Source organism: Kitasatospora sp. NPDC058184 (assembly GCF_042883725.1).
Taxonomy (GTDB): domain Bacteria; phylum Actinomycetota; class Actinomycetes; order Streptomycetales; family Streptomycetaceae; genus Kitasatospora.
In genome coordinates this window covers 182,008-207,864 of the sequence record NZ_JBHVVE010000006.1, presented here as the reverse complement: position 1 = coordinate 207,864, position 25,857 = coordinate 182,008, and the positions used below count along the sequence as shown (strand labels likewise).

24 protein-coding genes and 3 pseudogenes are annotated in these 25,857 nt (G+C 73.7%); 14 read left to right on the top strand and 13 right to left on the bottom strand.

Annotated features, from left to right (window positions below; translation table 11 throughout):
- Positions 1-61 precede the first annotated feature (61 nt).
- The gene (locus ACFVXH_RS14075; RefSeq protein ID WP_387823154.1) at positions 62-364 is read left to right on the top strand and encodes a hypothetical protein; all 303 of its coding nucleotides are present in this window, start codon (positions 62-64) and stop codon (positions 362-364) included.
- Positions 365-375: 11 nt separating this feature from the next.
- Here the strand turns inward: ACFVXH_RS14075 and ACFVXH_RS14070 are convergent.
- The 3 genes and pseudogenes from ACFVXH_RS14070 to ACFVXH_RS14060 form a co-directional block, all read right to left on the bottom strand.
- A pseudogene (locus ACFVXH_RS14070) lies at positions 376-831 on the bottom strand (MOSC domain-containing protein); the annotation flags it as partial.
- A 173-nt stretch (positions 832-1,004) separates the two neighbouring features.
- Positions 1,005-1,091 (bottom strand): annotated as a pseudogene (locus tag ACFVXH_RS14065) (MOSC domain-containing protein); the annotation flags it as partial.
- A gap of 92 nt (positions 1,092-1,183) precedes the next feature.
- Entirely contained in the window at positions 1,184-1,579 is a 396-nt protein-coding gene (locus tag ACFVXH_RS14060; RefSeq protein WP_387823151.1) for a DUF4345 domain-containing protein, read from the bottom strand.
- Positions 1,580-1,680: 101 nt separating this feature from the next.
- Between ACFVXH_RS14060 and ACFVXH_RS14055 the strand changes: the two genes are divergently transcribed.
- Complete coding sequence (locus tag ACFVXH_RS14055) at positions 1,681-2,319, top strand: TetR/AcrR family transcriptional regulator (RefSeq protein WP_387823148.1); 639 nt, start codon at positions 1,681-1,683, stop codon at positions 2,317-2,319.
- A gap of 102 nt (positions 2,320-2,421) precedes the next feature.
- Positions 2,422-3,681: a cytochrome P450 gene (locus tag ACFVXH_RS14050; RefSeq protein WP_387823145.1), complete on the top strand. Its 1,260-nt coding sequence runs from the start codon at positions 2,422-2,424 to the stop codon at positions 3,679-3,681.
- A gap of 101 nt (positions 3,682-3,782) precedes the next feature.
- On the opposite strand, the gene ACFVXH_RS14045 is transcribed toward ACFVXH_RS14050, so the two are convergent.
- Positions 3,783-5,009 (bottom strand): Dyp-type peroxidase, encoded by a 1,227-nt coding sequence (locus ACFVXH_RS14045; RefSeq protein WP_387823142.1) that lies wholly within the window; start codon positions 5,007-5,009, stop codon positions 3,783-3,785.
- 31 nt (positions 5,010-5,040) lie between these two features.
- Here ACFVXH_RS14045 and ACFVXH_RS14040 point away from each other — a divergent pair, with 31 nt between their 5' ends.
- Entirely contained in the window at positions 5,041-6,402 is a 1,362-nt protein-coding gene (locus ACFVXH_RS14040) for a right-handed parallel beta-helix repeat-containing protein (RefSeq protein WP_387823139.1), read from the top strand.
- Positions 6,403-6,460: 58 nt separating this feature from the next.
- Here ACFVXH_RS14040 and ACFVXH_RS14035 read toward each other — a convergent pair whose 3' ends face one another.
- Entirely contained in the window at positions 6,461-8,995 is a 2,535-nt protein-coding gene (locus tag ACFVXH_RS14035) for an SdrD B-like domain-containing protein (protein WP_387823136.1), read from the bottom strand.
- Positions 8,996-9,287: 292 nt separating this feature from the next.
- Between ACFVXH_RS14035 and ACFVXH_RS14030 the strand changes: the two genes are divergently transcribed.
- The 3 genes from ACFVXH_RS14030 (at position 9,288) to ACFVXH_RS14020 (ending at position 12,180) form a co-directional block, all read left to right on the top strand.
- Positions 9,288-10,022, top strand: coding sequence for a sulfite exporter TauE/SafE family protein (locus ACFVXH_RS14030; protein WP_117487094.1), 735 nt, complete (start codon positions 9,288-9,290; stop codon positions 10,020-10,022).
- A 177-nt stretch (positions 10,023-10,199) separates the two neighbouring features.
- Entirely contained in the window at positions 10,200-11,471 is a 1,272-nt protein-coding gene (locus tag ACFVXH_RS14025; protein ID WP_387823133.1) for an MFS transporter, read from the top strand.
- A 121-nt stretch (positions 11,472-11,592) separates the two neighbouring features.
- Positions 11,593-12,180 (top strand): hypothetical protein, encoded by a 588-nt coding sequence (locus tag ACFVXH_RS14020; protein ID WP_387823130.1) that lies wholly within the window; start codon positions 11,593-11,595, stop codon positions 12,178-12,180.
- Between the two features lie 94 nt (positions 12,181-12,274).
- On the opposite strand, the gene ACFVXH_RS14015 is transcribed toward ACFVXH_RS14020, so the two are convergent.
- The gene (locus ACFVXH_RS14015) at positions 12,275-13,483 is read right to left on the bottom strand and encodes an MFS transporter (protein ID WP_387823127.1); all 1,209 of its coding nucleotides are present in this window, start codon (positions 13,481-13,483) and stop codon (positions 12,275-12,277) included.
- A gap of 433 nt (positions 13,484-13,916) precedes the next feature.
- Between ACFVXH_RS14015 and ACFVXH_RS14010 the strand changes: the two genes are divergently transcribed.
- A complete protein-coding gene (locus tag ACFVXH_RS14010; protein WP_049652169.1) occupies positions 13,917-14,135 on the top strand; it encodes an MbtH family protein in 219 nt (72 codons plus the stop codon).
- A gap of 104 nt (positions 14,136-14,239) precedes the next feature.
- Entirely contained in the window at positions 14,240-15,250 is a 1,011-nt protein-coding gene (locus tag ACFVXH_RS14005; protein ID WP_117487099.1) for an ArsR family transcriptional regulator, read from the top strand.
- A 68-nt stretch (positions 15,251-15,318) separates the two neighbouring features.
- Here the strand turns inward: ACFVXH_RS14005 and ACFVXH_RS14000 are convergent, their stop codons facing one another.
- Genes ACFVXH_RS14000 through ACFVXH_RS13990 form a run of 3 tightly spaced genes read right to left on the bottom strand, consistent with a single transcriptional unit; the run spans position 15,319 to position 18,776 of the window.
- Positions 15,319-15,888: a flavin reductase family protein gene (locus ACFVXH_RS14000; RefSeq protein WP_387823123.1), complete on the bottom strand. Its 570-nt coding sequence runs from the start codon at positions 15,886-15,888 to the stop codon at positions 15,319-15,321.
- The gene (locus tag ACFVXH_RS13995) at positions 15,885-17,195 is read right to left on the bottom strand and encodes a cation:proton antiporter (protein WP_387823121.1); all 1,311 of its coding nucleotides are present in this window, start codon (positions 17,193-17,195) and stop codon (positions 15,885-15,887) included. The genes ACFVXH_RS14000 and ACFVXH_RS13995 overlap by 4 nt, the downstream gene beginning before the upstream one ends.
- A gap of 30 nt (positions 17,196-17,225) precedes the next feature.
- On the bottom strand, positions 17,226-18,776 hold the full coding sequence (locus tag ACFVXH_RS13990; protein WP_074002444.1) for a tryptophan halogenase family protein: 1,551 nt from the start codon (positions 18,774-18,776) through the stop codon (positions 17,226-17,228).
- Positions 18,777-19,070: 294 nt separating this feature from the next.
- Between ACFVXH_RS13990 and sbnB the strand changes: the two genes are divergently transcribed.
- The 4 genes and pseudogenes from sbnB (at position 19,071) to ACFVXH_RS13970 (ending at position 22,609) form a co-directional block, all read left to right on the top strand.
- Positions 19,071-20,153, top strand: coding sequence for a 2,3-diaminopropionate biosynthesis protein SbnB (gene sbnB, locus ACFVXH_RS13985; protein WP_387823116.1), 1,083 nt, complete (start codon positions 19,071-19,073; stop codon positions 20,151-20,153).
- Positions 20,154-20,463: 310 nt separating this feature from the next.
- The gene (locus ACFVXH_RS13980) at positions 20,464-21,264 is read left to right on the top strand and encodes a BTAD domain-containing putative transcriptional regulator (RefSeq protein ID WP_387823113.1); all 801 of its coding nucleotides are present in this window, start codon (positions 20,464-20,466) and stop codon (positions 21,262-21,264) included.
- Positions 21,265-21,277: 13 nt separating this feature from the next.
- Positions 21,278-21,661, top strand: a pseudogene (locus ACFVXH_RS13975) (LysR family transcriptional regulator); the annotation flags it as partial.
- A gap of 3 nt (positions 21,662-21,664) precedes the next feature.
- Positions 21,665-22,609 carry a substrate-binding domain-containing protein gene (locus tag ACFVXH_RS13970; protein ID WP_241852889.1) on the top strand — a complete coding sequence of 315 codons (945 nt, stop codon included), beginning with the start codon at positions 21,665-21,667 and terminating at the stop codon, positions 22,607-22,609.
- Here ACFVXH_RS13970 and ACFVXH_RS13965 read toward each other — a convergent pair.
- From ACFVXH_RS13965 to ACFVXH_RS13950, 4 genes are all read right to left on the bottom strand, one after another.
- Positions 22,501-23,859, bottom strand: coding sequence for an FtsX-like permease family protein (locus ACFVXH_RS13965; protein ID WP_049652161.1), 1,359 nt, complete (start codon positions 23,857-23,859; stop codon positions 22,501-22,503). The two genes, ACFVXH_RS13970 and ACFVXH_RS13965, sit on opposite strands and share 109 nt — an antisense overlap.
- Positions 23,859-24,686 (bottom strand): ABC transporter ATP-binding protein, encoded by an 828-nt coding sequence (locus ACFVXH_RS13960; RefSeq protein WP_387823109.1) that lies wholly within the window; start codon positions 24,684-24,686, stop codon positions 23,859-23,861. The genes ACFVXH_RS13965 and ACFVXH_RS13960 overlap by 1 nt, the downstream gene beginning before the upstream one ends.
- Before the next feature lie 78 nt (positions 24,687-24,764).
- Complete coding sequence (locus ACFVXH_RS13955; RefSeq protein ID WP_387823107.1) at positions 24,765-24,992, bottom strand: hypothetical protein; 228 nt, start codon at positions 24,990-24,992, stop codon at positions 24,765-24,767.
- A 66-nt stretch (positions 24,993-25,058) separates the two neighbouring features.
- Positions 25,059-25,400, bottom strand: a complete 342-nt coding sequence (locus ACFVXH_RS13950) for a winged helix-turn-helix domain-containing protein (RefSeq protein ID WP_049652158.1) — start codon at positions 25,398-25,400, stop codon at positions 25,059-25,061.
- Between the two features lie 161 nt (positions 25,401-25,561).
- On the opposite strand from ACFVXH_RS13950, the gene ACFVXH_RS13945 reads away from it, so the two are divergent.
- Complete coding sequence (locus ACFVXH_RS13945; RefSeq protein ID WP_049652157.1) at positions 25,562-25,822, top strand: acyl carrier protein; 261 nt, start codon at positions 25,562-25,564, stop codon at positions 25,820-25,822.
- The last annotated feature ends 35 nt before the right edge of the window (positions 25,823-25,857 follow it).

Sequence of the window (25,857 nt, the reverse complement as noted above, 5' to 3'; positions counted from 1 at the left end):
GGGGCCGTCACCTTTACGGGGTGGGGGTATCTCGCCGGGGCATTCCAGGAGGGGATCAGCCGTGTCCGCGATCGAGTTCGTCCGCCGCCTGGACGGCCTGGTCTACCGCTTCGACCTGAACGGCACCGCCAACGGCCGCCCGTCCTACAAGCGGCGGGACCTGGACCTGTGGTGTCGGTGGACGCCGGAGCGGGGCTGGTGCGTCGTCGACGCCGAGGGCGTGCCCAACTCCGGTCCGCTGCTGGGCGAGGACCGGCACCGGGAGCTCCCGCCGACCGGGCCGTGGCGCAGCTGGAAGGCCGGCCGGTCGTACCTCTACGACCTGCGCCGCGTCGATGGAAACGGGGACGGCGACGCGTCCTGAGGCCCGCGGGGTCAGACCCGGTCGAGCGGGCGGTGCGGGCCGTCCGGCAGCTCGACCGCGACGGCGTCGCCGGGCCGGACCGGGCCGCCGGTGCGGACGACGCCCATGATGCCGGCGCGGCGCACGATCGTGCCGTCCTCGGCGCGACCGACGACCTGCTTGAGCAGGCCGGGCCGGTAGGCGTCGATCTGGGTGCACGGGTTGCGCAGGCCGGTGATCTCCACCTCGGCCTCCGGGCCGATCCGCAGCACCGCGCCGACCGGCAGGCCGAGCAGGTCGACGCCCTCGGTGGTGATGTTCTCGCCGAGGGCGCCCGGCGTGACGTCGAAGCCCGACTCGCCGAGTTCGGTGAGCAGTTCGCGGTGGATCAGGTGGACCTGGCGCAGGTTGGGCTGGGTCGGGTCCTGGGCGACCCGGGACCGGTGCCGGACCGTCACCCCGGCGTGCACGTCCCCTTCGACGCCCAGGGCCTGTCTTCGAACTCCCGTCGTCCGCCCGGAGGGCGGGCGGGGCGGCGTTGGGGTGCGTGCATCGCAAGGCGGAGGAGGGAGCCACTGCGGAGCATTGGCGACCGACGACAACGCGGCGAGGTGCGTGCCCCGGCGTCGCCCCGCAGACGCGAGTTCGAAGACAGGCCCTAGCCGGCGAGCAGGGTGATGCCGTTCCGGTTCGGCTTGGTGAACGAGTACTCGGCGTTGCTGCTGACCGCCACCACGGTGCCGCTCATGCTCCGGACCCTCCTCGCGGACGTACGTTCGATCGCAGGAGCAGCATAGCCGCCGCTGACGACCGGCCCCCCGATGATGGAACCGGGGGAGCTCAGGACCGCAGGTCCACGTGCGCCCGCTCGTCCGCGTCGGCGACCCACAAGTACACGGGTGCGAGCCCGAGTTCGATCCCCATCAGCACGAGCTGGAACCAGTGCGGACGGCCGTCGACGACGAGCGACAGCACCCGCGCGAGGCCGCCCAGCAGGAGGACCGCCGCCAGCCACCGCACCGGCCGGGCGGGCACCGGCGTCTGCCGGGCGGCGTGGATCCAGGCCGCCCCGTACCCGGCGAAGACCGCGCCCATGAAGCGGCCGAAGCTGCCGACCGTCGGGCCGGCGTCCGCGATCCCGGGCATCGCGGAGTTCCCCAGCAGGATGTGGAGGAAGCCGATCGCCACGCAGGCGATCCCCATCGTCCACGCGAGCACCCGCAACGCCTTGGCCATGGCCCGTCCACCCCTCACAGAGGTCTGGTTGACACGTGTCTACTACGTTGCCCACCACGCTAGCGCCGGCAAGTAGACACGTGTCAAGTAGCCTGGCCCGCATGCCAGTCCACGAACGGCGCCGCCGGCTCTCCCCCGCCGAGCGACGCGCCCAGCTGCTCTCCGTCGGTGCCCGGCTGTTCGCCGAACGGCCGTACGAGGGGGTGCTGATGGAGGAGGTCGCCGAGCGGGCCGGGGTCTCCCGCGCCCTGCTCTACCGGCACTTCGCGAGCAAGCACGAACTCTTCGCCGCCGTCTACCGGGAGGCCTCCGCCGACCTGCTCGCCAGGAGCCGGTTCGACCCGGGCGACACCCTGGTCGAGCAGCTGGTCGAGGGCATGGACGCCCACCTCGACTACTTCATCGCCAACCGGCACGCCGTGCTCGCGGCCAACCGCGTGCTGGCCGGGGACCAGGTGATCCAGACCATCATCACCGAGGAGCTCGACGCCCTGCGCGGCCGGCTGCTCGGCGTCCTCCCGCTCGCGGACGAGCAGGCGCGACTGGCGGTGTCGCAGGTCCTGCGCAGCTGGCTGGTGTTCGTCCGGGTGCTGGTCATCGACTGGCTGACCGAGGAGAGCTGCTCCCGCACCGAGCTGCGGGACGCCTGCATCGGCGCCGTGCTGGGCGCGCTCCGGCCGCTGCTGCCCGTCGATCCGGCACCCGGCTGGGGGCACCGAGGGCATACCATCGGGACGTAAGGGGAGAAGCTCCGCAAGCGCCCAATTCCTCATGAACATATGACAATTGGATGCTCTGACTCCCCTCGACCAGTCGGACCTCCGAACCCCGCGAAGGGACCCATGGACTCCGCCGCAGCCGACACCGGGACCACCCTCCCCCCACTCCACCGGCTCCCCACCACCCCTGCCCAGCCGCCCCACCCCACCACCCTCCCGGACGGCACCCCCGCGTGGCTGATCACCCGCTACCACGACGTCCGGCAGGTCCTCGGCGACCCCCGGGTCACCCGGGCCGACCTGCATGACGTCGGCACCGCGGGCGCCACCGCCGACGTGGCCGCCAACCCGGCGTCCCTGTTCAACCAGGACGGGCCCGCCCACCGCCGGCTGCGCGGCACCGCCCAACGGGCCTTCACCCCGCGCGCCATCGCCGGCTGGCAGCCGTGGGTCGCCGCCGCCGTCCAGCAGTCCGTGGACCGGCTGGTCGCCGCCGGCCCGACGGCCGACCTGGTCCCCGCGTTCGCCCGGCCGGTGCCGTTCGCCGTCACCACCCGGCTGATGGGGCTCGACGGGGACGGGCCGGACCACCTGGACGAGGAGCGGCTGCGGCGCTGGACCCGCGCCCTGCTCGCCCAGGGCGAGGACCAGGGCGGCGAGCCGGCCGGCGGTCAGGACGGCGCTCAGGACGGCGGACAGCAACCGGGCACGGACCCCGACCACGACGCCACCCTCGCCGAATTCGGCTCCTTCATGGGCGAGTTGGTCGCCCGCCGGCGCCGCGAGCCGGGCGACGACCTGGTCAGCCGGCTGGTCCGGGCCGCCGACCAGGACGGCGGCGTCCCCGAGGAGTCCCTCGTCTTCCTGGTCGCCGGGCTCACCGCCAGCGGCAACGAGAGCGTCGCCGGCGCCCTCGCCAACGCCCTGGTCTACGTGCTCGGCGAACGCCCCGAGCACTGGCCGCGCCTCGCCGACCCGGACACCGCCGAGCGCACCGCCGAACGGCTGCTGCACTACATCCCACTCGGCGACGACGAGGCCACCATCCGCCGCACCACCGCGCCGGTCGAGGTCGGCGACGTGACCATCCCGGCCGGCTCGGTCGTCGCCGTCAGCCTCGGCAGCGCCAACCGCGACCCGGCCGTCTACCCCGAGGGCCTCGACGCCGACCTGGGCCTCCCGCTCCCCGCCCCGACCCTCGCCTTCAGCTCCGGCCCGCACTACTGCATCGGCGCCTGGCGGGTCCGGCTGGAGATGCGGGAGTCCCTGCACCGGCTCGCCACCGCCCTGCCGGGCCTGCGCCTCACCACCCCGGTAGCGGACCTCGCCTGGCAGCTCGGCGGCACCACCCGGAGCCCGGCCCGCCTCCCGGTCGACTGGTAGGTCGACCGGGAGGCGGCACCGGCGGTCGGCCGGGAGCCGGCACCGGCGGTCGGCCGCCCGGCCTCAGCCGTCGGGCAGGGCGGCCGACCACCGCCCCCGGCTCACCCGAACAACCCCTCCCCCAGCGTCCCGCCCTCCGGCGCGCCCGGCAGGACGTAGGCCACCGCCGAGGCGGTGTGCTCGATGAAGGTGTTGAGGGCGTCGCGCGCCGCCAGGCGGTTCTGGACGCGGGTGAACTGGGCCGGGTCGCGCATGAAGGCGCAGAACAGCAGGCCGCGGTCGCCCGGGCCGTCGTCGTAGTTGTAGCCGCGCCGCAGCATCCGGGCGCCGCCGTCCAGCCGGGGGCTGGAGAGGCGGACGTGCGCGGTGGCCGGGATGAGGTACGAGCCGTCCGGGTTCTTGGCGTAGATGTCCGGCTCGTCGTGCTCGGCCGTGCCGGTGAGCGGGGCGCCGTCGCCGACCCGGCGGCCCATCACCTGCTCCTGGTGGTCGACGGGGAGGGCGGCGAAGGCGGCGGTGTCCATCCGGATCCGGCGGTAGACCAGCACCGTCCCGTGCTCGTACGGCCCCGGCGGGCCCCAGACCCACTGCCCGCTCTCGGTTCCGTCCGGGTTCGCCGTGCCGTCCTTGAAGCCGAACAGGTTGCGCGGGGTGGCGCCGCCGGCCGTCCGGGCCAGGAAGCCGGACTGCGTCCACCGCGCGGTCGCGCCCGCCGCCCGGGCCGCCGCGTCGACCTGCTCGGCGACCACGGACAGCGGCCAGCGGTCGGCCGCGCACAGCTGGACCACCAGGTCGCCGCCGCCGCGCGCCGGGTCGAGCCGGTCCCCGGGGAAGGCGGGCAGCTCGGTCAGCAGGGCCGGCGGAACGTTCAGCCCCAGCCGGGCGGCGAGGCCCGGCCCGACGCCCACCAGGCTGCTGAGCCGGGCCGGTTGGCCGCCCTGCAGCCGGGCGTCGGCCGGGCTGCCGCCGGTCGCCCCGGCCAGCACCCGGGTCAGCTCGCCGAGCAGGCCGCGCAGGGCGGCCCGCCCGTCCGAGGTCGCGGCGGGCGCCAGGTCGAGGGCCAGCAGCTGGGTGGCCGGCTGCTGCGCGGTCGTCACCCCGGCCTGCCGTTCGCCGTGGAAGGGGACGGCCGGTGGCTCCGGTGCCGCCGCCGGTCGGGCGCCGCGGCCGTGCCCCCGGACGCCGCTGGTGCCCATGGCCAGTGCCGTGACCCCCGCGCCGAGCCCGGCGGCCACCACCGCCCCGCCCGCGAGCAGCCCCCTTCGATCCACCCCGGCGCCCCGCGCGGTCGGTGGCTGGTCCTGCGCCTTTCCGGTTTCGGCATGCATGGGCGACATTGGAGACGATAGAACACGCCGTATGCAACTTTTGACCACACGTCACCCGCGGTCCGGCACGACACCCCCACCCGGGGCCCGCGTCGCCAGGCGCCTGCCCGCCCTGCTCGCCGCCGCCGTCCTGGCGCTGGCCGGCTGTTCCTCGGGCGGCTCGTCCTCCTCCGACGCCAAGCACCCGGACGGCACGGTCATCCGCGTCCCGCAGCACTTCCCGACCATCCAGCAGGCCGTGGACGTCGCCCGCGAGGGGGACACCGTGCTGGTCGACCCGGGCACCTACCGGGAGAGCGTGCGCCTCACCAAGCCCCGGATCGTGCTGCGCGGCACCGACCGCAACACCGTGGTGCTGGACGGCGGCCTGCGGCTGGTCAACGGCATCACCGCCTCCGGCCCCGGCTCGGTGGTGGAGAACCTCACCGTCCACGGCTACCTCGCCAACGGCGTGCTGTTCACCGGCGTCACCGACGAGAAGCTCCAGCAGCACGGCGCCGGCGGCTCCGCCTACAACCCGCTGGACACCGTGCGCTTCCCGGTGGTCGAGGGCTTCCGCGCCAGCAGTGTCACCGCCTACAACAACGGCCTGTACGGGATCTACGCCTTCGACGCCCGCGGCGGCGTCATCGAGGACTCGTACGCCTCCGGGGGCGCCGACTCCGGCATCTACGTCGGCCAGTGCAAGCCCTGCGACACCCTGGTGCGGGGCAACACCGTGGAGCGCAACGCCGTCGGCATCGAGATCACCAACGCCTCCGACGGGCTCACCGTGGTCGGCAACCGGGTCACCGGGAACCGGGTCGGCGTCACCGTCAACTCCAACGACCTCGAAGCCCTCGCCCCGCAGCACGGCGCGGTGATCGTGGGCAACGTCGTCACCGACAACAACGCCACCGACACCCCCCAACAGGCCGACGGCGCCTACGGGATCGGGATCGGGATCGGCGGCGGCACGGCGAACCAGGTGCAGCGCAACCTGGTCCAGGGCAACCGCGCGGCCGGCATCGTCATCACCGACCCGCCCGGGCACCCGGCGAGCGGCAACCGGGTCGAGGGCAACCGGGCCACCGGCAACGGCACCGACCTGGTGCTGGCCTCCGTCGACCCGGGCAACTGCTTCACCGGCAACCAGCCGGCCGTCCAGAGCCCGGACGGCCTGGAGACGCTGGCGGGCTGCGCCGCCCAGGGCCGGAGCGCCCCGCCCTTCGGCCGCACCAGCCCCGTCCAGGCGCCGCCCGGCATCCCGTTCAGCCAGGTGTCCGTCCCGCCCGCGCAGCCCTCGCTGCCGGACCCGACCGCGCCCGGCCGCCCGGCGACCGACCTCCCGGGGCCGGTCGACCCGGGTGCCTACCCGCTGCCGGAGTCCGCGGACGCCGTCCCGAAGCACTGACCGGCCGCGCCGGGCGGGCCCGCGGACTCCTGCTCCCCGCGGGGCCGCCCGGCGCCGGTCACCGGTCGTGCGGCAGCCAGGGGCCGGGGATCAGCCGGTTGACCACCGTCACCGTGATCCCGTCGCCGAGGTTGTCGCAGGTGAGCACCAGCGGTCCGAAGACCGTCCGGTCCGCCGCGTAGCCCTCGGGCGGCCTCAGCTCCACCCAGTAGTACGTCCCCGGTCCGCCGCTGCCCCGGCAGATGCCGTCGGCCCCGGTCGTGCAGGGCTCGCCGACCGGCGTGTCCCCGCGCTCGCGGCCGGGGCCCGGCCAGCCGAGCCACCCCGGCCACCCCGGTCCGCCGCTGACCCGCCACAGCTGGAACGTCGCCCCGGCCAGCGGCCTGCCGTCCTGGTCCACCTTGACCAGGGTCAGCACGCCCCTCGTCGGGCGGAAGCCGAAGTCGAGGGTGTGGTCGTTCTCGCCCGGTCCGCCGGTGGTCAGTTCCCGTTCGGCGTACTTCCCGCCCCTCGGGACGACGCCCTTGGAGTTGACGAACGGGTCGTCGCCGACGTCGTGCCGGGTGGGCGCCCACTCGAACAGCGGGCCGCCCTCGGCGTAGTCGGCCGGCTCGTCCAGCCGGAGGGTGTACCGGGTGCGCGGCGCGAGGCCGCCGGTGACGTTCGAGTCGTCGAAGTAGTACTCGCCGCGCGCCGAGGTCCTCGTCGTGCCGACCAGCGCGCCCGCCCCGTCGTACAGGTGCACCGTGACGCCGGGGACCGGGCGCCCGCCCGGCCGCTGGATGCCCGTGCGCCCGGGGTCGTACCAGACCCGGTTGCCGATCTGCAGCGGCGCCCGGTCGCAGAGCACCTCCAGGTCGCCCATCGAGGCGCCCTTGCCGAACGGCGCGGGCACGTCCGCCGGGTTGAGCCGCAGGCCGGTCCCCGGGGCCTGCCGGCCGTCCGCCCGCTGGACGAAGGCCGTCCCGTAGCCGAAGGCCGTGTTGTTGGGGTCGTACCCGGAGATCCCGATGGTGCTCTCGACCTTGGACAGCGCCATCCCGGCGTAGTCCGCGTTGTGGTGGACGCCGAACCGGCTGGTGTCGAAGAAGCGGGTGCCCCGGGGCGAAAGCCCGCACCCGTTGTTGGTGTCCAGCACGTACGTGCCGTTCTCCGCGCAGGCCTTGTCCAGGTCACCGCCCGACAGCACCTCGCCGACCGCGGCGCCCGAGGCCGACTGGCCCGTCGCCCGGTCGGCCAGGCGGTCGCGGAAGGCCAGCAGCATCGAGCCGTCCGTCTCGAAGCCGACCTCGGCCAACTCCGGTTCCGGCTGGGCCCGGTAGCCGGAGCAGGCCTGGCCGTTCTGCGAGGTCGGATAGGTGTCCGTCCACGGGAACCAGCCGGCGCCGTCGCACGGGCCGCTGCCCACGGTCGACTGCCGCGGGTAGTCCAACGGCTGGTCCAGGACGGCCGGTTGGAACAGCCCGGTGGCGGGGTCGAAGGGCAGCACGACCGCCCGCAGGTCCGAGGCCCGGCCCGTCGACTCGCCCGAGCAGACACCGCCCAGGTAGCCGACGCCGTCCTGGAGGCCCAGGCCGAACGGCCGCCAGTCCCCGGCCGAGGGGCAGCCCGGGTCCGGGACCGGGTAGACGGCCGTCGGCGTCGCGGCCGTCGCCGCGGTGGCGTCGTAGCGGTACAGCGCACGGGAGTTGAGGTTGACGACGAACAGGTCCCGGCCGTCCTCGGTGACCTTGAGCCCGCCGAGGCTCTCCTTGCCCGGCACGGTCAGGAACGCGTCGTCCGACCCCGGCGCGTGCGCCGTACCGCCGGCGTCCGGGACGGTGGCGAACAGCGTGGTGGTCTTCCGCGCCGGGTCCGTCACGTAGATCCCGCCGGCGCCGCCCGGACCGTAGTCGGTGGTGCGCTTGGCCGCCGCCGAGGAGAACACCCGCTGGTCGGCCTTGTTCCACGCGACGCCGAACAGCGTGCCCGTCTGCGCGTCGGTGGCGATGCCGGTGACGTCGACGTCCACGCCGTCCTGGCCGCGCGCACTGTACGGGAACGACACCAGCGTGCGCTGCGCCCCGCCCTGCCAGGTGGTGTTCTGACAGGTCGTCACCAACGGGGCGTTCTTCTGGCAGTAGTCGCCCGGGTACCAGAACCCGGTGGTGTACGCGACGTTCCGGCCGTCGGAGAGGTCGACGAACTCCTCGTTGGAGCTCAACTGGTTCGGCGCGCCGTCCAGGCCCTGGCGCGAGGCGAAGGCCGGGAAGAGCGTGCCCGGCTTCGGATTCACCGCCCGGACGCGGTACTTGCCGTCGGTCGCCGCGCTCGCGGCCGGGGCCAGCGTCACCGTGCCGTCGGTGCCCGTGGCGCCCTCGGTCCTGGTGCCCGCGTCATCCGTGAGCGTCACCGTCACGCCCGCGATGCCCGGTTCCAACGCGGGCGTCCACACACCGGTGGCGTCCACCGCCCGGACCACCCGGACCGTCACCGCCCCGACACCGCCCTGCGCGGAGGCCGGCGGGGCCGCCACGAGTCCTCCGCCGGCCAGCACGACGGCGAAGGCCGCCGTCAGCGCGGCCCGGCGCGTCCGTCTTCTCGTCCTCTTCAAGGTTCCGTCTCCCCTCACCGACGGGCGCAGGCCCGATCCGGACAGGACCCCCAGGACAGCGGCCACCGGTCGCCCACGTCCCGCACTCACCCCGCGTTCACCGGCGCGGGTGACGGAAAGCGCCGGGAAATCGCATCGAGTTCGGACACGGCCTCACTAGTTCGCATACTTCCCGACCACATCTCCGGGCCGTCCCCGATGAGACCGACGGCACGCCCGACCCGCCTGTGCGGCATGATCGGTACGCACCGCCCGCCGACGGCGGAGCCCGCCGAGAGGGAGGCCGCGCCCGATGCCCGACGGCTTGACCACCGACCTCGTACTGGGCTGCACCGTCCTGCTGGGCGCCTCCGTCCAGCGGCTCGCCGGGATCGGCTTCGCCCTGGTCGCGGCGCCCGTCCTGGTGCTGCTGCTCGGGCCGGGCGACGGCGTCACGCTGTCGAACCTCGCCGCCGGGGCCATCAGCGCCGTCGGCCTGCTGGGCAGCTGGCGGCAGGTACGGCTGGCGGCGATGCTGCCGCTGATCCTCGCCGCGGCCTGCACGGTGCCGGCCGGGGTCTGGGTCGCGGCGACGGTTCCGACGCCCGGACTGCTCGTCGGCATCGGCGCGCTGGTCACCCTGGCCTCGCTGCTGGTGCTGCGCGGGGTCCGGGCGGCCGCGCTGCGCGGGGTCGGCGGCGCCCTGGTCGCGGGCGCCACCAGCGGGTTCATGAACTCGGCCGCCGGGGTGGGCGGTCCGGCCGTCTCCCTGTACGCCGTCAACACCGGCTGGACGGCGCGCGAGTTCCTGCCCAACGCCCAGTTCTACGGCGTGGTGGTGAACGCCTTCTCCCTCGCGGGCAAGGGGCTGCCCGCGCTGTCCGGGACCGCCTGGTGGCTGGTGGCCACCGCGCTCGCGGGCGGCGCGGCGATCGGCCGGCTGCTCGCCGCCCGGGTGCCGGAGGCCCGCGCCCGGCTGGTCGTGCTGGGCCTGGCCCTGGCGGGCGGGCTGACCACCCTCGTCAAGGGCGTCTCGGGGCTGGGCTGAACGCGCCCGGCCCTCCACCGCCGTCCGACGAACCACCGGAAACCGGCTGAAACCCACCGGACACTCCGGACGCCCCCGGACGAGCCCGACACCCGTACCGACACGGACAGTTCGGGACGCCCCGGGCACTTCGGAAACCGCCCGAACGGCCCTCCGCGGACATGACATACTGCCTCGGTGACCTCAGCAGACCTGGCCGCGAAGCCGTCCAAAAGCCGTCCCCAACTGGGCCGGAAGTTCAACCTGCTGTGGTCCGCGTCGGCGATCTCATCGGTCGGCGACGGCATGCGGGACTCCGCCCTGCCGCTGCTCGCGGTGGCCGTCTCCGACTCCCCCAGCGCGGTCTCCGTGGTCTCCGTCTCCGCCTCGCTGCCCTTCCTGCTGATGTCCCTCTACGGCGGGGTGCTCGCCGACCGGGCCGACCGGCGGCGGCTGATGTGGACCATCGACGCCGCGCGCGCCGTCGTCGTCCTCGGCTTCGCCGCCTGGGTCTTCCTCGCCGACCCGCCGCTGGTCGCGCTCGCCGCCCTGGCCTTCCTGCTCGGCTGCGGCGAGACGGTCTTCTCCAACGCCGCCACCTCCGCCGTCCCCGAGCTGGTCCGCCCCGACCAACTCGACGCCGCCAACGGCCGGATGCAGGCCAACATGCTGGTCGGCGGCAACCTGATCGGCCCGCTGCTCGGCTCCGCGCTGTTCGCCGTCGCCGCCGCCCACCCCTTCGCCGTGGACGGCGTCTCCTTCGCGCTCGCCGCCGTCCTGGTCGCCGCCACCGGCCGCTCCACCGCCCCCAGCACCCGGGCCGACCGCCGCCCGGTGCTCACCGAGATCCGCGAGGGCGTCGACTGGCTGCTCCGCCACCGCGACGTGCGGATGCTCGCCGTGCTCTCCACCCTCGGCGCGCTGGCCTGCTTCATGGGCACCACCATGATGGTCCTGATGGTCACCAAGGTCATCCACGCACCCGCCGCCTCCTACGGCATCGTGCTCGCGGCCGGCGCCATCGGCGGCACCGCCGCCAGCACCCTGGCCGGCCGGCTCAGCCGGCTGCTCGGCCGGGGCACCCGGATCGCCCTCGCCTTCCTGCTGATGGGCGTCTCGCTGATCCTGATGGGCCTGAGCACCTCGGTGGCCGAAGTCGCCGCGCTGTACGGCGTGATCGGCTTCGGGATCGTCACCTGGAACATCCAGGCGATCTCGCTGCGCCAGCAGGCCGTACCGAAGGAACTGCTCGGCCGGGTCAACAGCTGCTACATGCTGCTGAGCCGCCTCGGCATCATGGCCGGCGCCGCCCTCAGCGGCTGGATCGCCTCCGTCGTCAGCATCCGCACCCCGCTGCTCGTCGGCGGCGGGCTGCTGCTGGTCCTGCTGGTCGCGGTGCTGTTCCTGCTCCCGCGGATGACCGCACTGGAGACCGTCCCGGCCGCCTCGGAGCCGTCCGACGTCGGGTAGGTCCTCTGGGCCGTTGCGCGTCCTCCCGCCCAACGGCCGCTGTCCGCCGGTATGGTGACCGCGGGGGGTGTGCCGGGAAGTCTGGTCGGCGGGCAGCTGCTCGCCCGTCCTGAGGAGAGCCATGAACACCGACCGCCCCGCCGCCTCCGGTACCGCCGCGCCGCCCGTCGGGGCCGGCCGCGACCTCGACCCCGGGCTCGGCCCGCTGGTGCGGGTCGACGGCAGCTGGTACATCGGCGACCACGAGAGCAAGGCGTATCTCGCCGTCCTCCCCGAGGGGTTCGAGCACCGCGTCACCGGACGGGAGCCCTTCCTGGTCCCGTGGAAGCGCCTGATGAGCCTGAAGCTCGGGGTCACCAGCGGCCGGTTCCTCAGCACACTGGCCGGCGGACTCCTGACCGGTCACCACGCGCCCCACGAGGCGATCGGCACCCACGGCTCCTGCCTGAGTGCCATGGTCCGGCACCCCTACGACCTGTGGAGCCCCCGGTTCGTCCACCACCGGCGGTGGTACCCGGCTCCCGAGATCACGCTGCTGCACCAGCTGCTGGGGAACATCGTCGACCTCGGCCGGGTCGAACGGCTCGGCGACGACGCCTGGCTGACCTCCGTCGTCGAGGAACTGGCGGCGGACCGCCTCCTCCGGAAGTGGCGCACCAGCAAGGCCGTCGCGGACGGCGTACGGGAACTCATCGCGCGCGGGGCGTGACCGCCGGGTTCGAGCGCCGCTCCGTACTCCGATGCGCCGCCCAGGCCCCGGAGGCCGCGCGGGCGGGTGCTGCCGCCCGCGCGGTGGCCCGGCATCAGGCGGGCAGGCGATCGGGCGGGGTGGTGGGACGGGGCCGGGCGGTGCTGAGGGCGGCCAGGGCCGGGGTGGCGGCGAGGGCGAGGCAGAGGGGCAGCGGCAGGTGGTCGGCGAGCAGGCCGGCCAGCGCGGTGCCGCCCGAACTGCCGGCGTTGAAGCACGTGTTGACCCAGGCGCCGGCGCGCGTCCGGTGGCCGGGCTCGGCGAGTTCGTCGGCGAGCAGGTAGGCGGTGGTGAGGGTCGGGGCCACGGTGAGGCCGGCCAGGGCGGCGACGGCCGCGAGGAGCGGGACCGTCGGGGCGAGGGCGGTCAGGGTCAGAGCGCCGGCGAAGGCCGCGGTGAGGACGGCGAGCCGCCGCCGGGCCGGGGCCCGCCAGTCGAGGGCGCCGAGGGCGAGGCCGCCGGTCGCGCTCCCGGCCGCCAGCGCCGCCTCCACCCAGGCGGCGTCGGCCGCCTGCCCGTGCCGCCGGGCGAAGACCACCGTCAGCAGGGCGAACGCACCGAGTCCGGCCCCGGCCCCGGCGGCCGCGGCGAGCGGCAGGCCGGTCCGGGCCGGCGGCCGCCAGGGGCGCGAACGGCCGCCGGTGGCGGCGGAGTCGGCCTCGGCGCGGTCCGGCCCGACACCGCGGACCGAGGCGGCCAGGGCGAGGGAACCGGTCAGGACGAGGGCGGCGCCCAGCACCAGTCCGAGCGCCGGGCGGGCCGTCGCCGCGATCACCCCGGCCAGCAACGGGCCGGTGATGTACAGGAGTTCCTCGGCGACGGTGTCCAGACTGTAGGCCCGGCGGCGCAGCCCGGGATCGGACAGCAGGGCGCTCCACCGCGCCCGGGTGACCGGGCCGAGGGGTGGCGCGAGCACGCCGGCCGCCACGGCGAGGGCGAGCAGGACGGGGTACGGGACGCCGGGGCGCCAGGTGGCGGCGGCCAGGCCGAGCAGCACCAGCGCGTACCCGGCCGCCATCGGCGGCAGTGTCCGGCGCGGGCCGTGGCGGTCGACCAGCCCGGCCCGGGCGGGTGAGAGCAGCACGTTGGAGGCGGCGAACAGCGCCGTCAGCCAGCCGGCCCGGGCGTACGAGCCGGTCGTGGCGGTGACGGCCAGCAGGAGCGAGAGCGGGACGACACCGTAGGAGAGGCGGCCGGTCAGGGCCGCGCTGAAGAGCCGGACCGCGCCGGGGGTGCGCAGGACCGTCGCGTAGGACGAAGACATGGAGGGGTTCCTCTGGAGCTGGCGCGCGCCGCGCGCCGGTGGACCGGGACGCCGAAGGACCGCACCACCGGGGTGCGGTCGCCGCGCGGGGCCCTAGTCACGGAAGAGGAACACGGGGCCATGGTAGGGCACGTCCGTGCGGGGGCCCGTCGGGACGTCGGCCGCACCGGCTCCCCGGCCGGGCTCCGCGCCGCCGGCCGCAACGGTGCGGAACGCCGGTATCGGAACGGACGGTGTGTCATATTCATTGTGACCAAGGAGAGTTCACCGCCCCTCCTGGGTTCCGGCGGGCTCGCCGGAGCCCCATCAGGGTGCGGTCAGCACCATGTCAGCGAGCCGAGGGAGCATGTGCGGAGCGGGCCCACCCGGTTGTCCCGCGTGCGCCGATGACCCGAGGGCCGCACCGCGCCCTACCCGGAATGGAGTGTGCGACATGTCGAACCCCTTTGACGACGCGGACGGGACCTTCCTGGTGCTGGTGAACGACGAGGGCCAGCACTCGCTGTGGCCCGCGTTCGCCGAGCGGCCGGACGGCTGGGCGGTGGCCCTGGCCGAGGGGCCGCGCGAGGAGGCGCTGGCCTACGTCGAGGCCAACTGGACGGACATGCGCCCGCGCAGTCTGCGCGAGGCCTCCACCGCCCGGGCCTCGTAGCGGCGACGTCCGATCCATCCGAGGAAGGGCCCGGCCTGCCCGCGTGGCGGCGGCCGGGCCACGTCGATTTCTCCCTCATCGACACGGAAACGGGGACCTTCATCGTGCAGAGGATTCACTTCACCGCAGCCGACCTCGCCAGAACCCGGCTGAAGAGCACCATGGGCCCGCTCGTGGAATCGGCCTTCGCCTGCGACCTGCTGGACCGCGGCGTGAGCGCGCCGTACGCCCGGTGGCGAAAGCAGGTGAACGAGCGCCTCCCCCGGCGGCCGGTGCCCCGCCCGCGCAGCCGTCCCGAGCACGACGTGGACTCGCTGCTCCGGCAGGCGCTGCGGTACGCGGAGGCGCCCGACGCGCCGCCCGAGCCGTCCGGGCCGTTCGACGCGTCCGAGGCCGCCGAGCTGCCGCAGCGGCCCGGGGCGGGCGTGGACGCCTGCCTGCTGGAGGCCTGGCAGCTGGCCGTGGCGCCGTTCTGGCAGCACCTGCACGCCTACCTGGTGGCCGAGTGCGAGGCACGCGGCCGGATCGTGATGGCCGGCGGGGTGGAGCTGCTGCTGTCCACCGCGCACCCCCGGATGACCTGGCGGGCGCCGGTCCTGGAGATCCCCGGCGGGCCGGACCAGGACATCCGGCTGGGCGGCCGGGGCCTGGTGCTCACCCCCTCGGTGTTCCTCAATCACCGGCCGGGCCTGGCGATCGACGCCGAGGGGCCGGACGCGCAGGTGGTGCTGGTGTTCGCGGCCCCGCCGCACGCCCGCAAGGGGGCCCAGCTGTGGCAGGAGCGGGACAGCGGCTCGCGGCCGCTCGGCGCCCTGGTGGGCCAGACCCGGGCGGCCGCCCTGCGTACGCTGCGGGCGAGTTGCACGACCAGCCAGCTCGCCGACCGGCTGGGCATCTCGGCGGCCAGCGCCAGCCAGCACGCGGCGGTGCTGCGCCGGAGCGGGCTGATCACCACCCGCCGGGTGCGCAACACCGTGCTGCACTCGGTGACGCCGCTCGGGATGGCGCTGCTGGACGGCGGGCCGGTACGGCCGGCGGCGACGGGCTGCGACCGGTCCGAGCGGCCGGCCCGCGGGGCCCGGCCGCGGAGCGCCTCGCACCTCCTCGCCTCGTAGGCACAACGGGCTGGACCCCCGGCCGCCGTCCGGTGCCGGGGGTCCTCGCCCTTCCCGCCGTTCCGGGATCAGCTCCGCGGCCAGGCCCGGAACTGGCGCAGCCCGTACAGCAGCGGCCGCGGGTGGTGGCGCCGTACGACCCGGCGGATCTCGCCGTAGACGGTGACGTGGTCGCCGACCCGCTGGGCCAGCACCACGTCGCAGTCGGCCACCGTGTGGGCGTCGCGCACCAGGTGCGGGCCGGCCGCCTCCGGGGCCTGCTCCCAGGGGAGCAGGCCGAACCGGTCCGGGTTGCCGGAGGCGAACAGTTCGGCGGTCCCCTGGGCGTCCTCGTGCAGCAGGTTGACCGCGAACAGGCCGCTGTCGGTGACCGCTTCGAGCGTGGGACTGCCGTCGCGCAGGCAGACCAGGAGGGTGGGCGGGTCGAGTGAGACGCTGCACACCGCGGAGCAGGTCATGCCCCTCGGGGCGCCGTCGGGGCCGGTGGCGGACACCACGCTCACGCCCGTGGGGAACCCGCTCATCATGGCCCGGAACTCGTCGGGGGTGGCTCCCGCCGTCCCCACGGCTCCGGAGGCCCCGGAGGCCCCGGAGGCCCCGGCCGGTAACCGGGCCCGGTCGCCCGCGTACTCGGTCATCTCGCACCGCTTTCTGTCTCGACGGACTCCACCGGCGCCATGGCCGTCGCGCTGATCCCCTCGGCCGCCGGGCGGCCCTCCATCCGGTCGAACAGCTCCAGCAGCGGCCCGGTGGCCGCCGTGGTGACCAGTGCCATCACCACCAGGGCCAGGACCAGCGGCGCGGGCAGCACCCCGGAGGCGAAACCGGCCTGGAGGACGATCAGTTCGGTGAGGCCGCGGGTGTTCATCAGCGCGCCGATCCGCCGGGCGGTCCGGGGCGGCTGGCCGCCGACCCGGGCCCCGAGGTAGCCGCCGAGGCCCTTGCCGAGGAAGCCCAGCAGGACGGTGCCGACGATCAGCACCCCGGAGGTGGCGGAGAAGGCGCCGGTGAGCACGGTGACCCCGGTGACCACGAAGAAGGCGGGGGTCAGGAACTGCCCCGACCGGGAGACCGTGGACACCACCCGGGTCCACGGGCCGCCGTCGTCGTGCGGGACCGCCAGCCCGGCCAGTGCCGCGCCGAGGATCGACGTCATGCCGAGGTGCTTCATGGCGAAGGCCACCGCGAGGGCGGCCACCGCGACCAGGACCGCCATCACCCGGGGCGAGCGGCCGCAGAGCCGGGACGCGGTCCGGGTGCCCAGCGCGTAGCGGATGGCCAGCGCGCAGACCACGCCGACGGCCAGGGCGCGCAGCGAGTGCAGCGAGCGTGCCGGGTCCCCGGCGCCCAGGCTGATCGCCAGGGAGAGCAGCAGCCAGCCGCAGGCGTCGATGACGACGGCGGAGGCCAGCGAGAGCCGGCCCGGGACGCCGTCGCTCATCCCGCGGTCGGCCAGGATGCGGGCCATCACCGGGACGGCGGTGATGGACATGGTGACCGCGACCATCAGGAGGAAGGCCGGCAGCGGGGCGCCGCCGCGGGCCGCCCGGTCGCCGGTGAGGGCGATCAGCCCGACCAGCAGGCCTCCGGTGGCCAGCGGCGGCACCAGCGCCCCGACGGTGATCCAGGTGGTGGCGCGCCGGGGCAGCCGGTCCCGGCCGCGGCGCAGTTTGTGGGCGAGGCCGACCAGGAAGAGCACCAGGGCGGCCTCGGCGACGGTCTTGACGAGGTCGAACACCGGCCCCGGCAGCACGGCGTCGAAGGCGGGCCGGCCGGCCAGGGCGATCACGGCGGGCCCGGCCAGCAGGCCCCCCGTGATCTCCCCGATCACCTCCGGCTGCCGGAGACGGCGCGCGACTCTCCTGCCCGCCACGGCGATCAGCAGCACGACGCCGAGGACGGCGGCCGCGTGCACGACGCGTGTCAGGAGCTGGAGGACGTCCATGACGAACGGGCCCCTTTCCCGGGATCGTGGTCAGCGCATCCGGGCGAAGTAGTCGTACGCCTTGGGCAGCGTCGCGACGAGCCGTTCGGTCTTCTCCCGGATCTGGGCGAACTCCCGTTCCGCGGCGGCGCCGTCGGAGAGGTCCAGGGCCGGGGAGTGCGCCACCTCGATGCCGCCCATCCCCAGCAGGACGCTCATGTAGGAGTACGGCGGCAGGCCGTGGTAGTAGGGGAAGACCGTTTCGGAGTCCGGGAGTTGGGCCTTCCAGAGTTCGAGCCGCTCGGCCAGCGAGTCGGGGATCTTCCGGGTCTTGGTGTCCCGCCAGTACTGGGTGTCGGTGCGCTTGGCGGCGACGTAGTGCAGGACCAGGAACTCCCTTACCCCGTCCATGACGTGGGCGACGGCCCGGTTGTAGAGGTCGCGCCGGACCGGGTTCCAGTCCTGCGCCGGGAAGTACTTGACCAGTTGCTCGATGGCGTGGTGGATGAAGAAGATCCCGGTGGACTCCAGCGGCTCCACGAAGCCGCTGGCGAGGCCGACGGCCACGCAGTTGCGGGACCAGGAGTTGCGGCTGCGGCCGATCCGCATCCGGATGTGGTTGGCCTCGACGTCGGCGGCGGCGGGGCCGACGAAGGCGCGCAGGGTCCGCTCGGCCTCCTCCGGCGAGAGGTAGTCCTTCGCGTAGACGTACCCGGTGCCGACCCGGCCCATCAGCGGGATCGTCCAGATCCAGCCGGCGTCCTGGGCGGTCGCGGTGGTGCAGGGCAGCACGCCGCGCTTCGCCATGTCCATCGGCACCTGGAGGGCGACGGCGCTGTCGTTGGGCAGGGTGTCCTGGTAGGAGATGAACGGCTCCTCCAGCGCCTTGTTCAGCAGCAGCCCGCGGAAGCCGGTGCAGTCGATGAAGAGGTCGCCGGTGAGCTCGCCGTGCTCGGCGGTGCGCAGTCCGCTGATCCAGCCGCGGTCGTCGAGCCGGACGTCCTGGACGTCGTCGACGATGCGCTTGACGCCTCTGTCGGTGGCGTACTGCGTCAGGTACTTGGCGAGCAGCGCGGCCTCGAACTGGTAGGCGTACGGGAACTGGGTCTTGCCCTGGTGCTCGGACATGGTGAGGCCCTGCATCTCGTCCGCGCCCTCGTCGAAGGGCTGGTCGATGAGGGCGCCGTCGAGGTGGCGGGGGCTGAGGCCGGCGTCGATGACCGAGGCCATCACGAAGCAGTCCTTGTCGAACCGGCTGGTCGGCCCCTGCTTGAGCCACCAGTCGGTGAGCGGGAAGCCGTTGACCGAGCGCATCTGCTCGAACGGGTGGTAGAAGTAGTGGCCGGGCTCGCGCCAGTCCTCGAAGCGGACGGCGAGCTTGTACGTCGCGTTGCAGGCCGGCATCCAGTCCTTCTCCTTGAGTCCGAGGAACTCGAAGAAGTGGCGGATGTCGCTGAAGGTGGCCTCGCCGACGCCCACGGTGGAGATGTTGCCGGATTCCACGAGGGTGATGTCCACCCGGTCCTCGAACGCGGCCTTCAGGTACGAAGCCGTCATCCAACCCGCTGTTCCGCCGCCTACGATCACAACCCGGTCGAGCACTGGTGACTCCTCTTCGGTGGTCCACGTGTTTCCGGCAGGGGAGGTGCCGGATACCGGCCGAGGTGGCGCCGTCGGTCGTCACCCCGCTGGTAGAAGCTGAGGGCGGCGCCACCAGAGAGTGACTCTAGGCATCCTCGTAAGGTCCGACCAGGTCATTTGGCACTGGTCGAAAGTCGCAGGTCGGGTTGACCCGTACCTGTCGGACCATTCGAACGCCTGACGGGTCATCAGCGCGGTGTCAGCGCAGGTCAGCCACACTGCTGTGGCCAGATCTCCCCCGAGACGGAGCCACTCATGACGCAGCAGAGGCAGATCCCGCAGTTCGCCGTCGTCCCCGGCGCGCAGGTGCACGGCGTGCTGTCCGGCAACGAGAAGCAGACCGTCGACCTGGTCGCGGCGACCTACCGGGTGCACGGCGAGGGGGACACGGTGAACCCGCCGTCGTACTTCCTGCGCTTCCCGGACCGGCCCAGCTCGCGCATCATCGCGCTGCCGGCCTCGGTGGGCGGCGGCACGCCGGTCGACGGGATCAAGTGGATCTCCAGCTTCCCGGAGAACGTGGCCGCGGGCCTCCCCCGGGCCTCCGCGGTGCTGGTGCTCAACGACCCCGCGACCGGCTACCCGATCGCCTGCCTGGAGAGCTCGATCATCAGCGCCGCCCGCACCGCCGCCTCGGCCGCGCTGGCGGCCGACCGGCTCTCCGCCGGCCGGCCCCGGCCGCGGCGGGTCGGCTTCATCGGCACCGGGCTGATCGCCCGGCACATCCACACCTATCTGGCCCGCACCGGCTGGGAGTTCGACGAGGTCGGGGTGCACGACCTGTCCGCCGAGCACGCGGCCGGCTTCCGCTCCTACCTGGAGCGCGCGGACCCGGAGCGGGCCGACCGGGAGCAGGCCGGCGCCTCGCCCCGGATCACCGTGCACGGGAGCGCCGAGGAACTGGTCCGCACCTCGGACCTGGTGGTCCTGGCGACCGTCGCCGCGAAGCCGCACCTCACCGACCCCTCGTGGTTCTCCCACAACCCGGTGGTGCTCAACGTCTCGCTGCGCGACCTGGCGCCCGAGGTGCTGCTCGCCTCGGCCAACGTGCTGGACGACGTCGAGCACTGCCTGAAGGCGGAGACCTCCCCGCACCTGACCGAACAGCTCACCGGCAACCGGGACTTCATCGACGGCACGCTCCACGAGGTGATGGCCGGAAAGGTCCGGGTGCCGACCGACCGGCCGGTGGTGTTCTCGCCGTTCGGGCTCGGCGTGCTCGACCTCGCGGTCGGCCGGTACGTCTACGACGCGCTGGCCGCGCGGGGCGAACTCGCCGTCGTGGACGGCTTCTTCCACGAGCTGGACCGCTACGGCCGGGGCGCCGGGCAGCCGTAGCCGCACCTCCGACTTCCCATGGACAGCTCAACCCGCCACCTGTAGCATTCTTCTGACAGGTCGACAGATACGGGCCCGCCGTCACGGTGCGTCCCCGTCGGCCCGTCCCGGGTGGCGCGGCGAGGCCGCACCCCCGCCTCCGAGCCGGGCGCCGGATCGCTCCCCCGTCGATCCGGCGCCCCTCCGGGTGTCATGCACAGGGCGTGTCATACCATCCGCCCCCGGCCGCCCCGCCCGGCTGGTATCTCCCGGTCCGCACCGGCGTCGCGCAGACTCACCTGGACGGCTCGGAAAATCATGGGGTGCTGCTGTGGAAATCAAGCTTCTCGGTCCGCTGATCCTGTCACACGAGAACGTGCACTACACCATGGCGTCGAAGCGGACCAGCGTCGTGCTGACCCTGCTGGCGACCTCACCGGGGATCCCGGTCCCGTTCGACGAGATCGTGGACGAGTTATGGGGCGACCAGCCGATGGCCAATGCCCGCAACGCCCTCCAGGCGAATGTCGGCCGACTGCGCCGGCTGCTGGAATCCGTGACCGGCCGCAAGGGCGACGAAACCCTCCGCACCGCCAACGGCGGCTATCTCCTCGACGTCCCGACGGACGCGATCGACGCGCACCGTTTCCTGCGGCTCGCCGACGCGGGCGGCGATCTCGCCCGGCGCGACCCGGACCGCGCGATCGCGACCCTGGAGGAGGCGCTCGGCCTGTGGCGCGGCGGCGCCCTGATGGACTCCTGCGACGGGCTGCGCTGCCGGATCCGGGCGGCGCACCTGGAGGAGCGCCGGATCAGCGCGTACGAGGACCTGACCGCCGCCAAGCTCGCCGTGGACTCGGCCCGGGTCCCGGTGTCCGAACTGCGGCAGCTCGCCGTCGAGCACTCCGAACGGGAGCGCCTGAGCGAGCTGTTGATGCTCGCGCTCTACCGCGACGGCCGGCAGGCCGAGGCGCTGGAGGTCTTCCACAGCACCCGCCGCCGGCTCGCCGACGACCTGGGGCTGGAGCCCGGCCGCGCGCTGCACCACGCCTACCAGGCGATCCTCCGGCAGGCCGACCTGCTCGGCGAGCCGCGGCGGGTGCTCGACTTCGCCGGGCCCGTACCGGCCTGATCCCGCTCGGCATATGCCCGTTCCGGAAAATCCCGGAATACCGGTTTCCGATCACCGGCCGCGCCGCGCATTCCCCCCTCCCGACCCCCGTCCCGTTCCGGCCCGTTCACGCCGCTTCCGACTGTGGACGGTCAAGGATCACTCTGTTAGCGTGGTGACCGCCTTGGATTTTTCCTGGTGGCTACGCGAGGAAGTCGGAATCGCGGACGGGGGCCCAGTGGACGTTGAGTTGAGGCATGCCAAGATCGTTACCACCATCGACCGGCTGGGCAGCATTTCCAGAGCCGCCGCCCAATTGAGCCTTCCCCAATCGAGCCTCACCGCACAATTGAAGCGGATCGAAAGAGCCGTGGGCGGCGAGCTGTTCGTACGGACCAGAACCGGAACCATTCCGACCGCCTTGGGGGAAAGGCTCATCCCGATTCTGGCCGAACTCGTCCAGCACGCGGACCGGGTGATCGCCGAGGCGGCCGCGCACTTCTCGGAGGTGTTCCGGTTCGGGAACGCCGAGTGGACGCCGCCGTCGCTGCGCAGCGCGCTCAAGTCCGCGCTGCCGGTCAAGGAGGTGCAGACCGAGACGCTCAGCCCCGACGCCGCCATCGCGCAGGTGTCCCGCGGCGCCCTGCACGCCGCGATGGTGCCCGGGGTCGCGCTGGCCGCCTCGGCCGAGGCGGACGAACCCGCCCTGGCCAGTACGGTGATCGTGCGGGAGCCCGTCTGGGTGGCGCTCCCGCACGACCACCACCTGGTCGGCCAGGAGGCGGTGAGCCCGGCGCAGCTCGCCTCGCTGCGGTGGGTCCGCTACACCCGCGACCACTGGTTCCACCCGATCGAGAAGCAGCTGTTCGCCGCCGTCGGCCGGGCCGACCTGGAGGTGCTGCACTACGTCGACGGCCACCACGAGGCGATGAACTGGGTCCGGGATGTCCGGGCCGCCGCGCTGACGCCGCCCACCGGCGTCACCCGCGAGGTGCGGCTCGTCCCGGTCTCCGTCGCCGAGGGCACCGACATGCTGCTGGTGTGGCGCAGCGACTCGGTGACCGACGACATCCAGCGCAGACTGCTCACCACGCTCCGGCGCTACTACTGCGAGTACGCCCGCACGATCCCCGGGTACTGGTCGTGGGTCACCCGACACCCGGACCAGTTCGCCGAGTTGGAGTCCTTCCTGCCGCCCCGGGTGCAGTGGGGCGGGGCCGGCCGGGCGGGCCCGGAGTGGTCCGGGCCCGGGGCCGGTCACAGGGTGGCGAGCGCCTCGGCCGGCGGCGTCCGCAGGGCGGCGCCGGTGGCCGAGACACTGGCGAGGGCGGTCAGCGCCCCGACGAACCCGACGATCGAGAGGTAGATCCAGACCGGTCCGCGGGGCAGCCAGGAGCCGTCCAGCGCCATCCGGAAGGGGGCGAGCGTGGCCGCGGCGACGAAGGTGCCCAGCACCGTGCCGACGATGGTGACGAGCAGCGACTCGATGCCGGTCATGGCCAGGATCTGGCCGGGGGTGGCGCCGACCAGCCGTTGCAGGGCGAACTCCCGGCGGCGCTCGGCGGCGGCCACCACCAGGGTGTTGACCAGGGAGATCACCGCGTACGCGATGATGCTGCCGGCCAACAGGTAGTCCACCCAGGCGCCGACCCCGTCGCCGCCCTGGCCGGCGGAGAGCGTGGTCTGGAGGTAGATCAGCGCGGTGGACAGCCCGGTGGCCAGCATCACCGGGCTGACCGCGCCCGCGATCCGGATCCGGCGGGCCCGGGCGTTGTCCATCGCCAGGTCCCCGGTCAGGCCGAACAGCGCGCGCAGCGGCCGGTGGAACACCCCGGTGAGCACCTTGGTCAGCCCGGGGCCGAGCAGGGCGATCCCGCCCGCCCAGAGCATCGCCGAGGGGCCGGCCGTACTGGCGGCGACCTCGCCGTTCATCACGGTGCCGGTGACCACCGCCAGCGCGGTGCCGCCGGCCAGGCAGAGCACCGCGAAGGCCAGCCGCGGGCCGCTCAGCCAGCGGTGCTGGAGGCGGGACTCGGCGAGCGCGTCGGCGGGCCGGGAGAGCGCCGCCCGCCGGGAGGCGATGAAGGCCGCGGTCAGCGCGGCGAGCATCGAGGTGCCGCCCGCGGTGACCATCGGGATCCAGCCGGCGTGGTAGGTGATCCCCTTCGTGACCACGCCGCTGGCCGCGATCTGCTCCAGCATCCACCCGCCCGCGAGGTAGCCCGGGACGAGGGCGAGGGCGACGGCGACGAGCGCGACGACCAGGGTCTCCACCACGATCATCCGGCGGAGCTGGCCGGGCAGGGTGCCGATCGCGCGCAGCAGCGCCATCTCGCCGAGGCGCTGCTGGACCACCAGGGCCAGCGTGGAGCCGACGATGAAGACGGTGACCATCGCGGCGATCCCGCCGAACACCGCGGACATCGAGATCAGCCGGCTGGCCGCCTGCTGGGTGCCCGGCGGGACGGCCGCGAACGGGGGCACCCGGTGGCGGATGCCGGTCTCCATCAGGCCGCCGCAGGCGGTGAGGATCACCGCGCCGAAGAACAGCGCGACGGTGGAGGCGATGAAGCTCGTCCTGCGGAACCGCAGGGTCTGCAGGGCCAGGGCGAACATCAGCGGGCCGCCTCTCCGCCGCGGGCGACGGGGGCGCCGGAGGCAACCGCCGTGCCGGAGCCGTCGGAGCTGTCGCCCCAGGCACCGAGCCGGGTCATCCGTTCGGCGATGGTGTCGGCCGAGGCGCCGCTCAGCTCGTCGACGATCCGCCCGTCGGCCAGGAACAGCACCCGGTCGGCGTAGGAGGCGGCGACCGGGTCGTGGGTGACCATGACGGCGGTCTGCCCGTCGTTGTGGACGGCCTGGCGCAGCAGCCGCAGGATCTCCACCGCGGTGCGGGTGTCCAGCGCGCCGGTCGGCTCGTCGCCGAAGAGCACCGCGGGCCGGGTGATCAGGGCCCGGGCGATGGCGACCCGCTGCTGCTGGCCGCCGGACAGCTCGCCGGGCCGGTGGTTGCTGCGCGAGCCGAGGCCGACCTGCTCCAGCACCCGCTCAACGCTCTCCCGGCCGGGCCGGCGCCCGGCCAGCCGCAGCGGCAGGGCCACGTTGTCGGCCACGCTCAGCGCGGGCAGCAGGTTGAAGGCCTGGAAGATGAAGCCGATCCGGTCCCGGCGGAGCCTGGTGAGCTCCTTCTCGCTGAGCCCGGCGAGTTCCATGCCGTCCAGCGAGACCGAGCCGGAGTCCGGCCGGTCCAGCCCGGCGGCGCACTGCAGCAGCGTGGTCTTGCCGGAGCCGGACGGGCCCATCACCGCGGTGAAGGTGCTGCGGCCGAAGCCCACCGACACGTCGTCGAGGGCGACGACCCGGTTGCGCTCGTTGCCGTAGCCACGGCAGACGTTCCTCAGTCGCACGGCATCGTCGATGCCGTGCACGGTGGCGGTGGTCATGGCGACTCCGTGGGTGACCAGGACGGATGGGACGGGATGGCGCCGGACGGCGCGGATGGAACGGGTGGGACGGGTGGTTCAGAGTTCGTCGACGCTTCGCAGCAGGTCCTCGACCGATGCCAACCTGGCGGTCAGCGCCCTTAGTTCACCCCGGAGCGCCTTCTGTCCGGTCAGCGTCTCCTCGGCCAGCTGCCGGTAGGCGGCCATCGCGGCGGCGTCCGCGCGGTGCCGCTGGAGGGTGAAGTACGAGACGATGCTGACGCTGATCCCGCCGATGACGATCAGTGTGATGACGATGGCGATCACGCCGCCGCTCATGAGGGTCCCTTCTGTTCCTTCGGGCGTCGCGCCTTCCTCCGGGCGGCGCCTGGTTCAGGCGTCGCTGCCTTCGGGCGTCGCGTTGCGCCCGTCGACCTGCGCCCGGTCCTCCCGGAGGGCGGCGATGACGGTGTCGACCGTGACGCGGATGTCGAACGGAGTGAGTTCGAAGAACTTCATGGCCTTGCCGTCATCGGAGAGCTCCAGCGCGCCGGCGACCAGGCCGGCGTGTTCGAGCCGCTCCAGGTGCATGTAGAGCAGCGGCCTGGACATGCCCAGCCGCCGGGCCAGTTCACTGACGTGGACCCGGCCCTGCGCCAGTTCGCCGATGATCCGCAGGCGCTGGGTGTGCCCGACGGCGGCGAGCAGGGCCAGTAGTTCCGCGCTTGTCGGCACCCCCACCCTCTTCCTCCTACCTGAAAGTTGAGACTGACAGGTGTTGGCGAGCACTGTCAAGCCGATCAACGACCGTCAGTTGCACGTCAGTTGTCCGTCAGCGCGGGCGAGAAGAATTCAGATCATCATCTGTCGCACCCACCCCCTCACCGGGAGGCGAAATGCCCAGCACCGCGGTCGTCACCACCGAACAGCGCGCCCAGATCAAGGAGATCGTCTGCGACATCCTCGAACTGGAGGCCGACGAGGTCACCGACACCAGCCGGTTCAAGGAGGACCACAACGCCGACTCGCTGGGCGCCATCGAGATCCTCTCCTCGCTGGAGCGGACCTTCTCGATCGAGATCGACCAGGCCGAGCTGATCCGGATGGTCAACCTGGACGGTGTCGTCGCCGTCGTCCAGGAGAGCCTGTCCAAGTAGCCCGCCGCAGCGCCGAGTCGACAGAACGGAGTCAG

What these genes read in the sequence shown, in the direction of transcription:
- ACFVXH_RS14060 (WP_387823151.1), bottom strand. Translation starts at nt 1,579, where the DNA reads ATGGCCAAGGCGTTGCGGGTGCTCGCGTGGACGATGGGGATCGCCTGC.
- ACFVXH_RS14010 (WP_049652169.1), top strand. Translation starts at nt 13,917, where the DNA reads ATGTCGAACCCCTTTGACGACGCGGACGGGACCTTCCTGGTGCTGGTG.
- ACFVXH_RS14030 (WP_117487094.1), top strand. Translation starts at nt 9,288, where the DNA reads ATGCCCGACGGCTTGACCACCGACCTCGTACTGGGCTGCACCGTCCTG.
- sbnB (WP_387823116.1), top strand. Translation starts at nt 19,071, where the DNA reads ATGACGCAGCAGAGGCAGATCCCGCAGTTCGCCGTCGTCCCCGGCGCG.
- ACFVXH_RS14050 (WP_387823145.1), top strand. Translation starts at nt 2,422, where the DNA reads ATGGACTCCGCCGCAGCCGACACCGGGACCACCCTCCCCCCACTCCAC.
- ACFVXH_RS13960 (WP_387823109.1), bottom strand. Translation starts at nt 24,686, where the DNA reads ATGACCACCGCCACCGTGCACGGCATCGACGATGCCGTGCGACTGAGG.
- ACFVXH_RS13995 (WP_387823121.1), bottom strand. Translation starts at nt 17,195, where the DNA reads ATGGACGTCCTCCAGCTCCTGACACGCGTCGTGCACGCGGCCGCCGTC.
- ACFVXH_RS14055 (WP_387823148.1), top strand. Translation starts at nt 1,681, where the DNA reads ATGCCAGTCCACGAACGGCGCCGCCGGCTCTCCCCCGCCGAGCGACGC.
- ACFVXH_RS14045 (WP_387823142.1), bottom strand. Translation starts at nt 5,009, where the DNA reads ATGCATGCCGAAACCGGAAAGGCGCAGGACCAGCCACCGACCGCGCGG.
- ACFVXH_RS13945 (WP_049652157.1), top strand. Translation starts at nt 25,562, where the DNA reads ATGCCCAGCACCGCGGTCGTCACCACCGAACAGCGCGCCCAGATCAAG.
- ACFVXH_RS14015 (WP_387823127.1), bottom strand. Translation starts at nt 13,483, where the DNA reads ATGTCTTCGTCCTACGCGACGGTCCTGCGCACCCCCGGCGCGGTCCGG.
- ACFVXH_RS14000 (WP_387823123.1), bottom strand. Translation starts at nt 15,888, where the DNA reads ATGACCGAGTACGCGGGCGACCGGGCCCGGTTACCGGCCGGGGCCTCC.
- ACFVXH_RS13965 (WP_049652161.1), bottom strand. Translation starts at nt 23,859, where the DNA reads ATGTTCGCCCTGGCCCTGCAGACCCTGCGGTTCCGCAGGACGAGCTTC.
- ACFVXH_RS14020 (WP_387823130.1), top strand. Translation starts at nt 11,593, where the DNA reads ATGAACACCGACCGCCCCGCCGCCTCCGGTACCGCCGCGCCGCCCGTC.
- ACFVXH_RS14040 (WP_387823139.1), top strand. Translation starts at nt 5,041, where the DNA reads ATGCAACTTTTGACCACACGTCACCCGCGGTCCGGCACGACACCCCCA.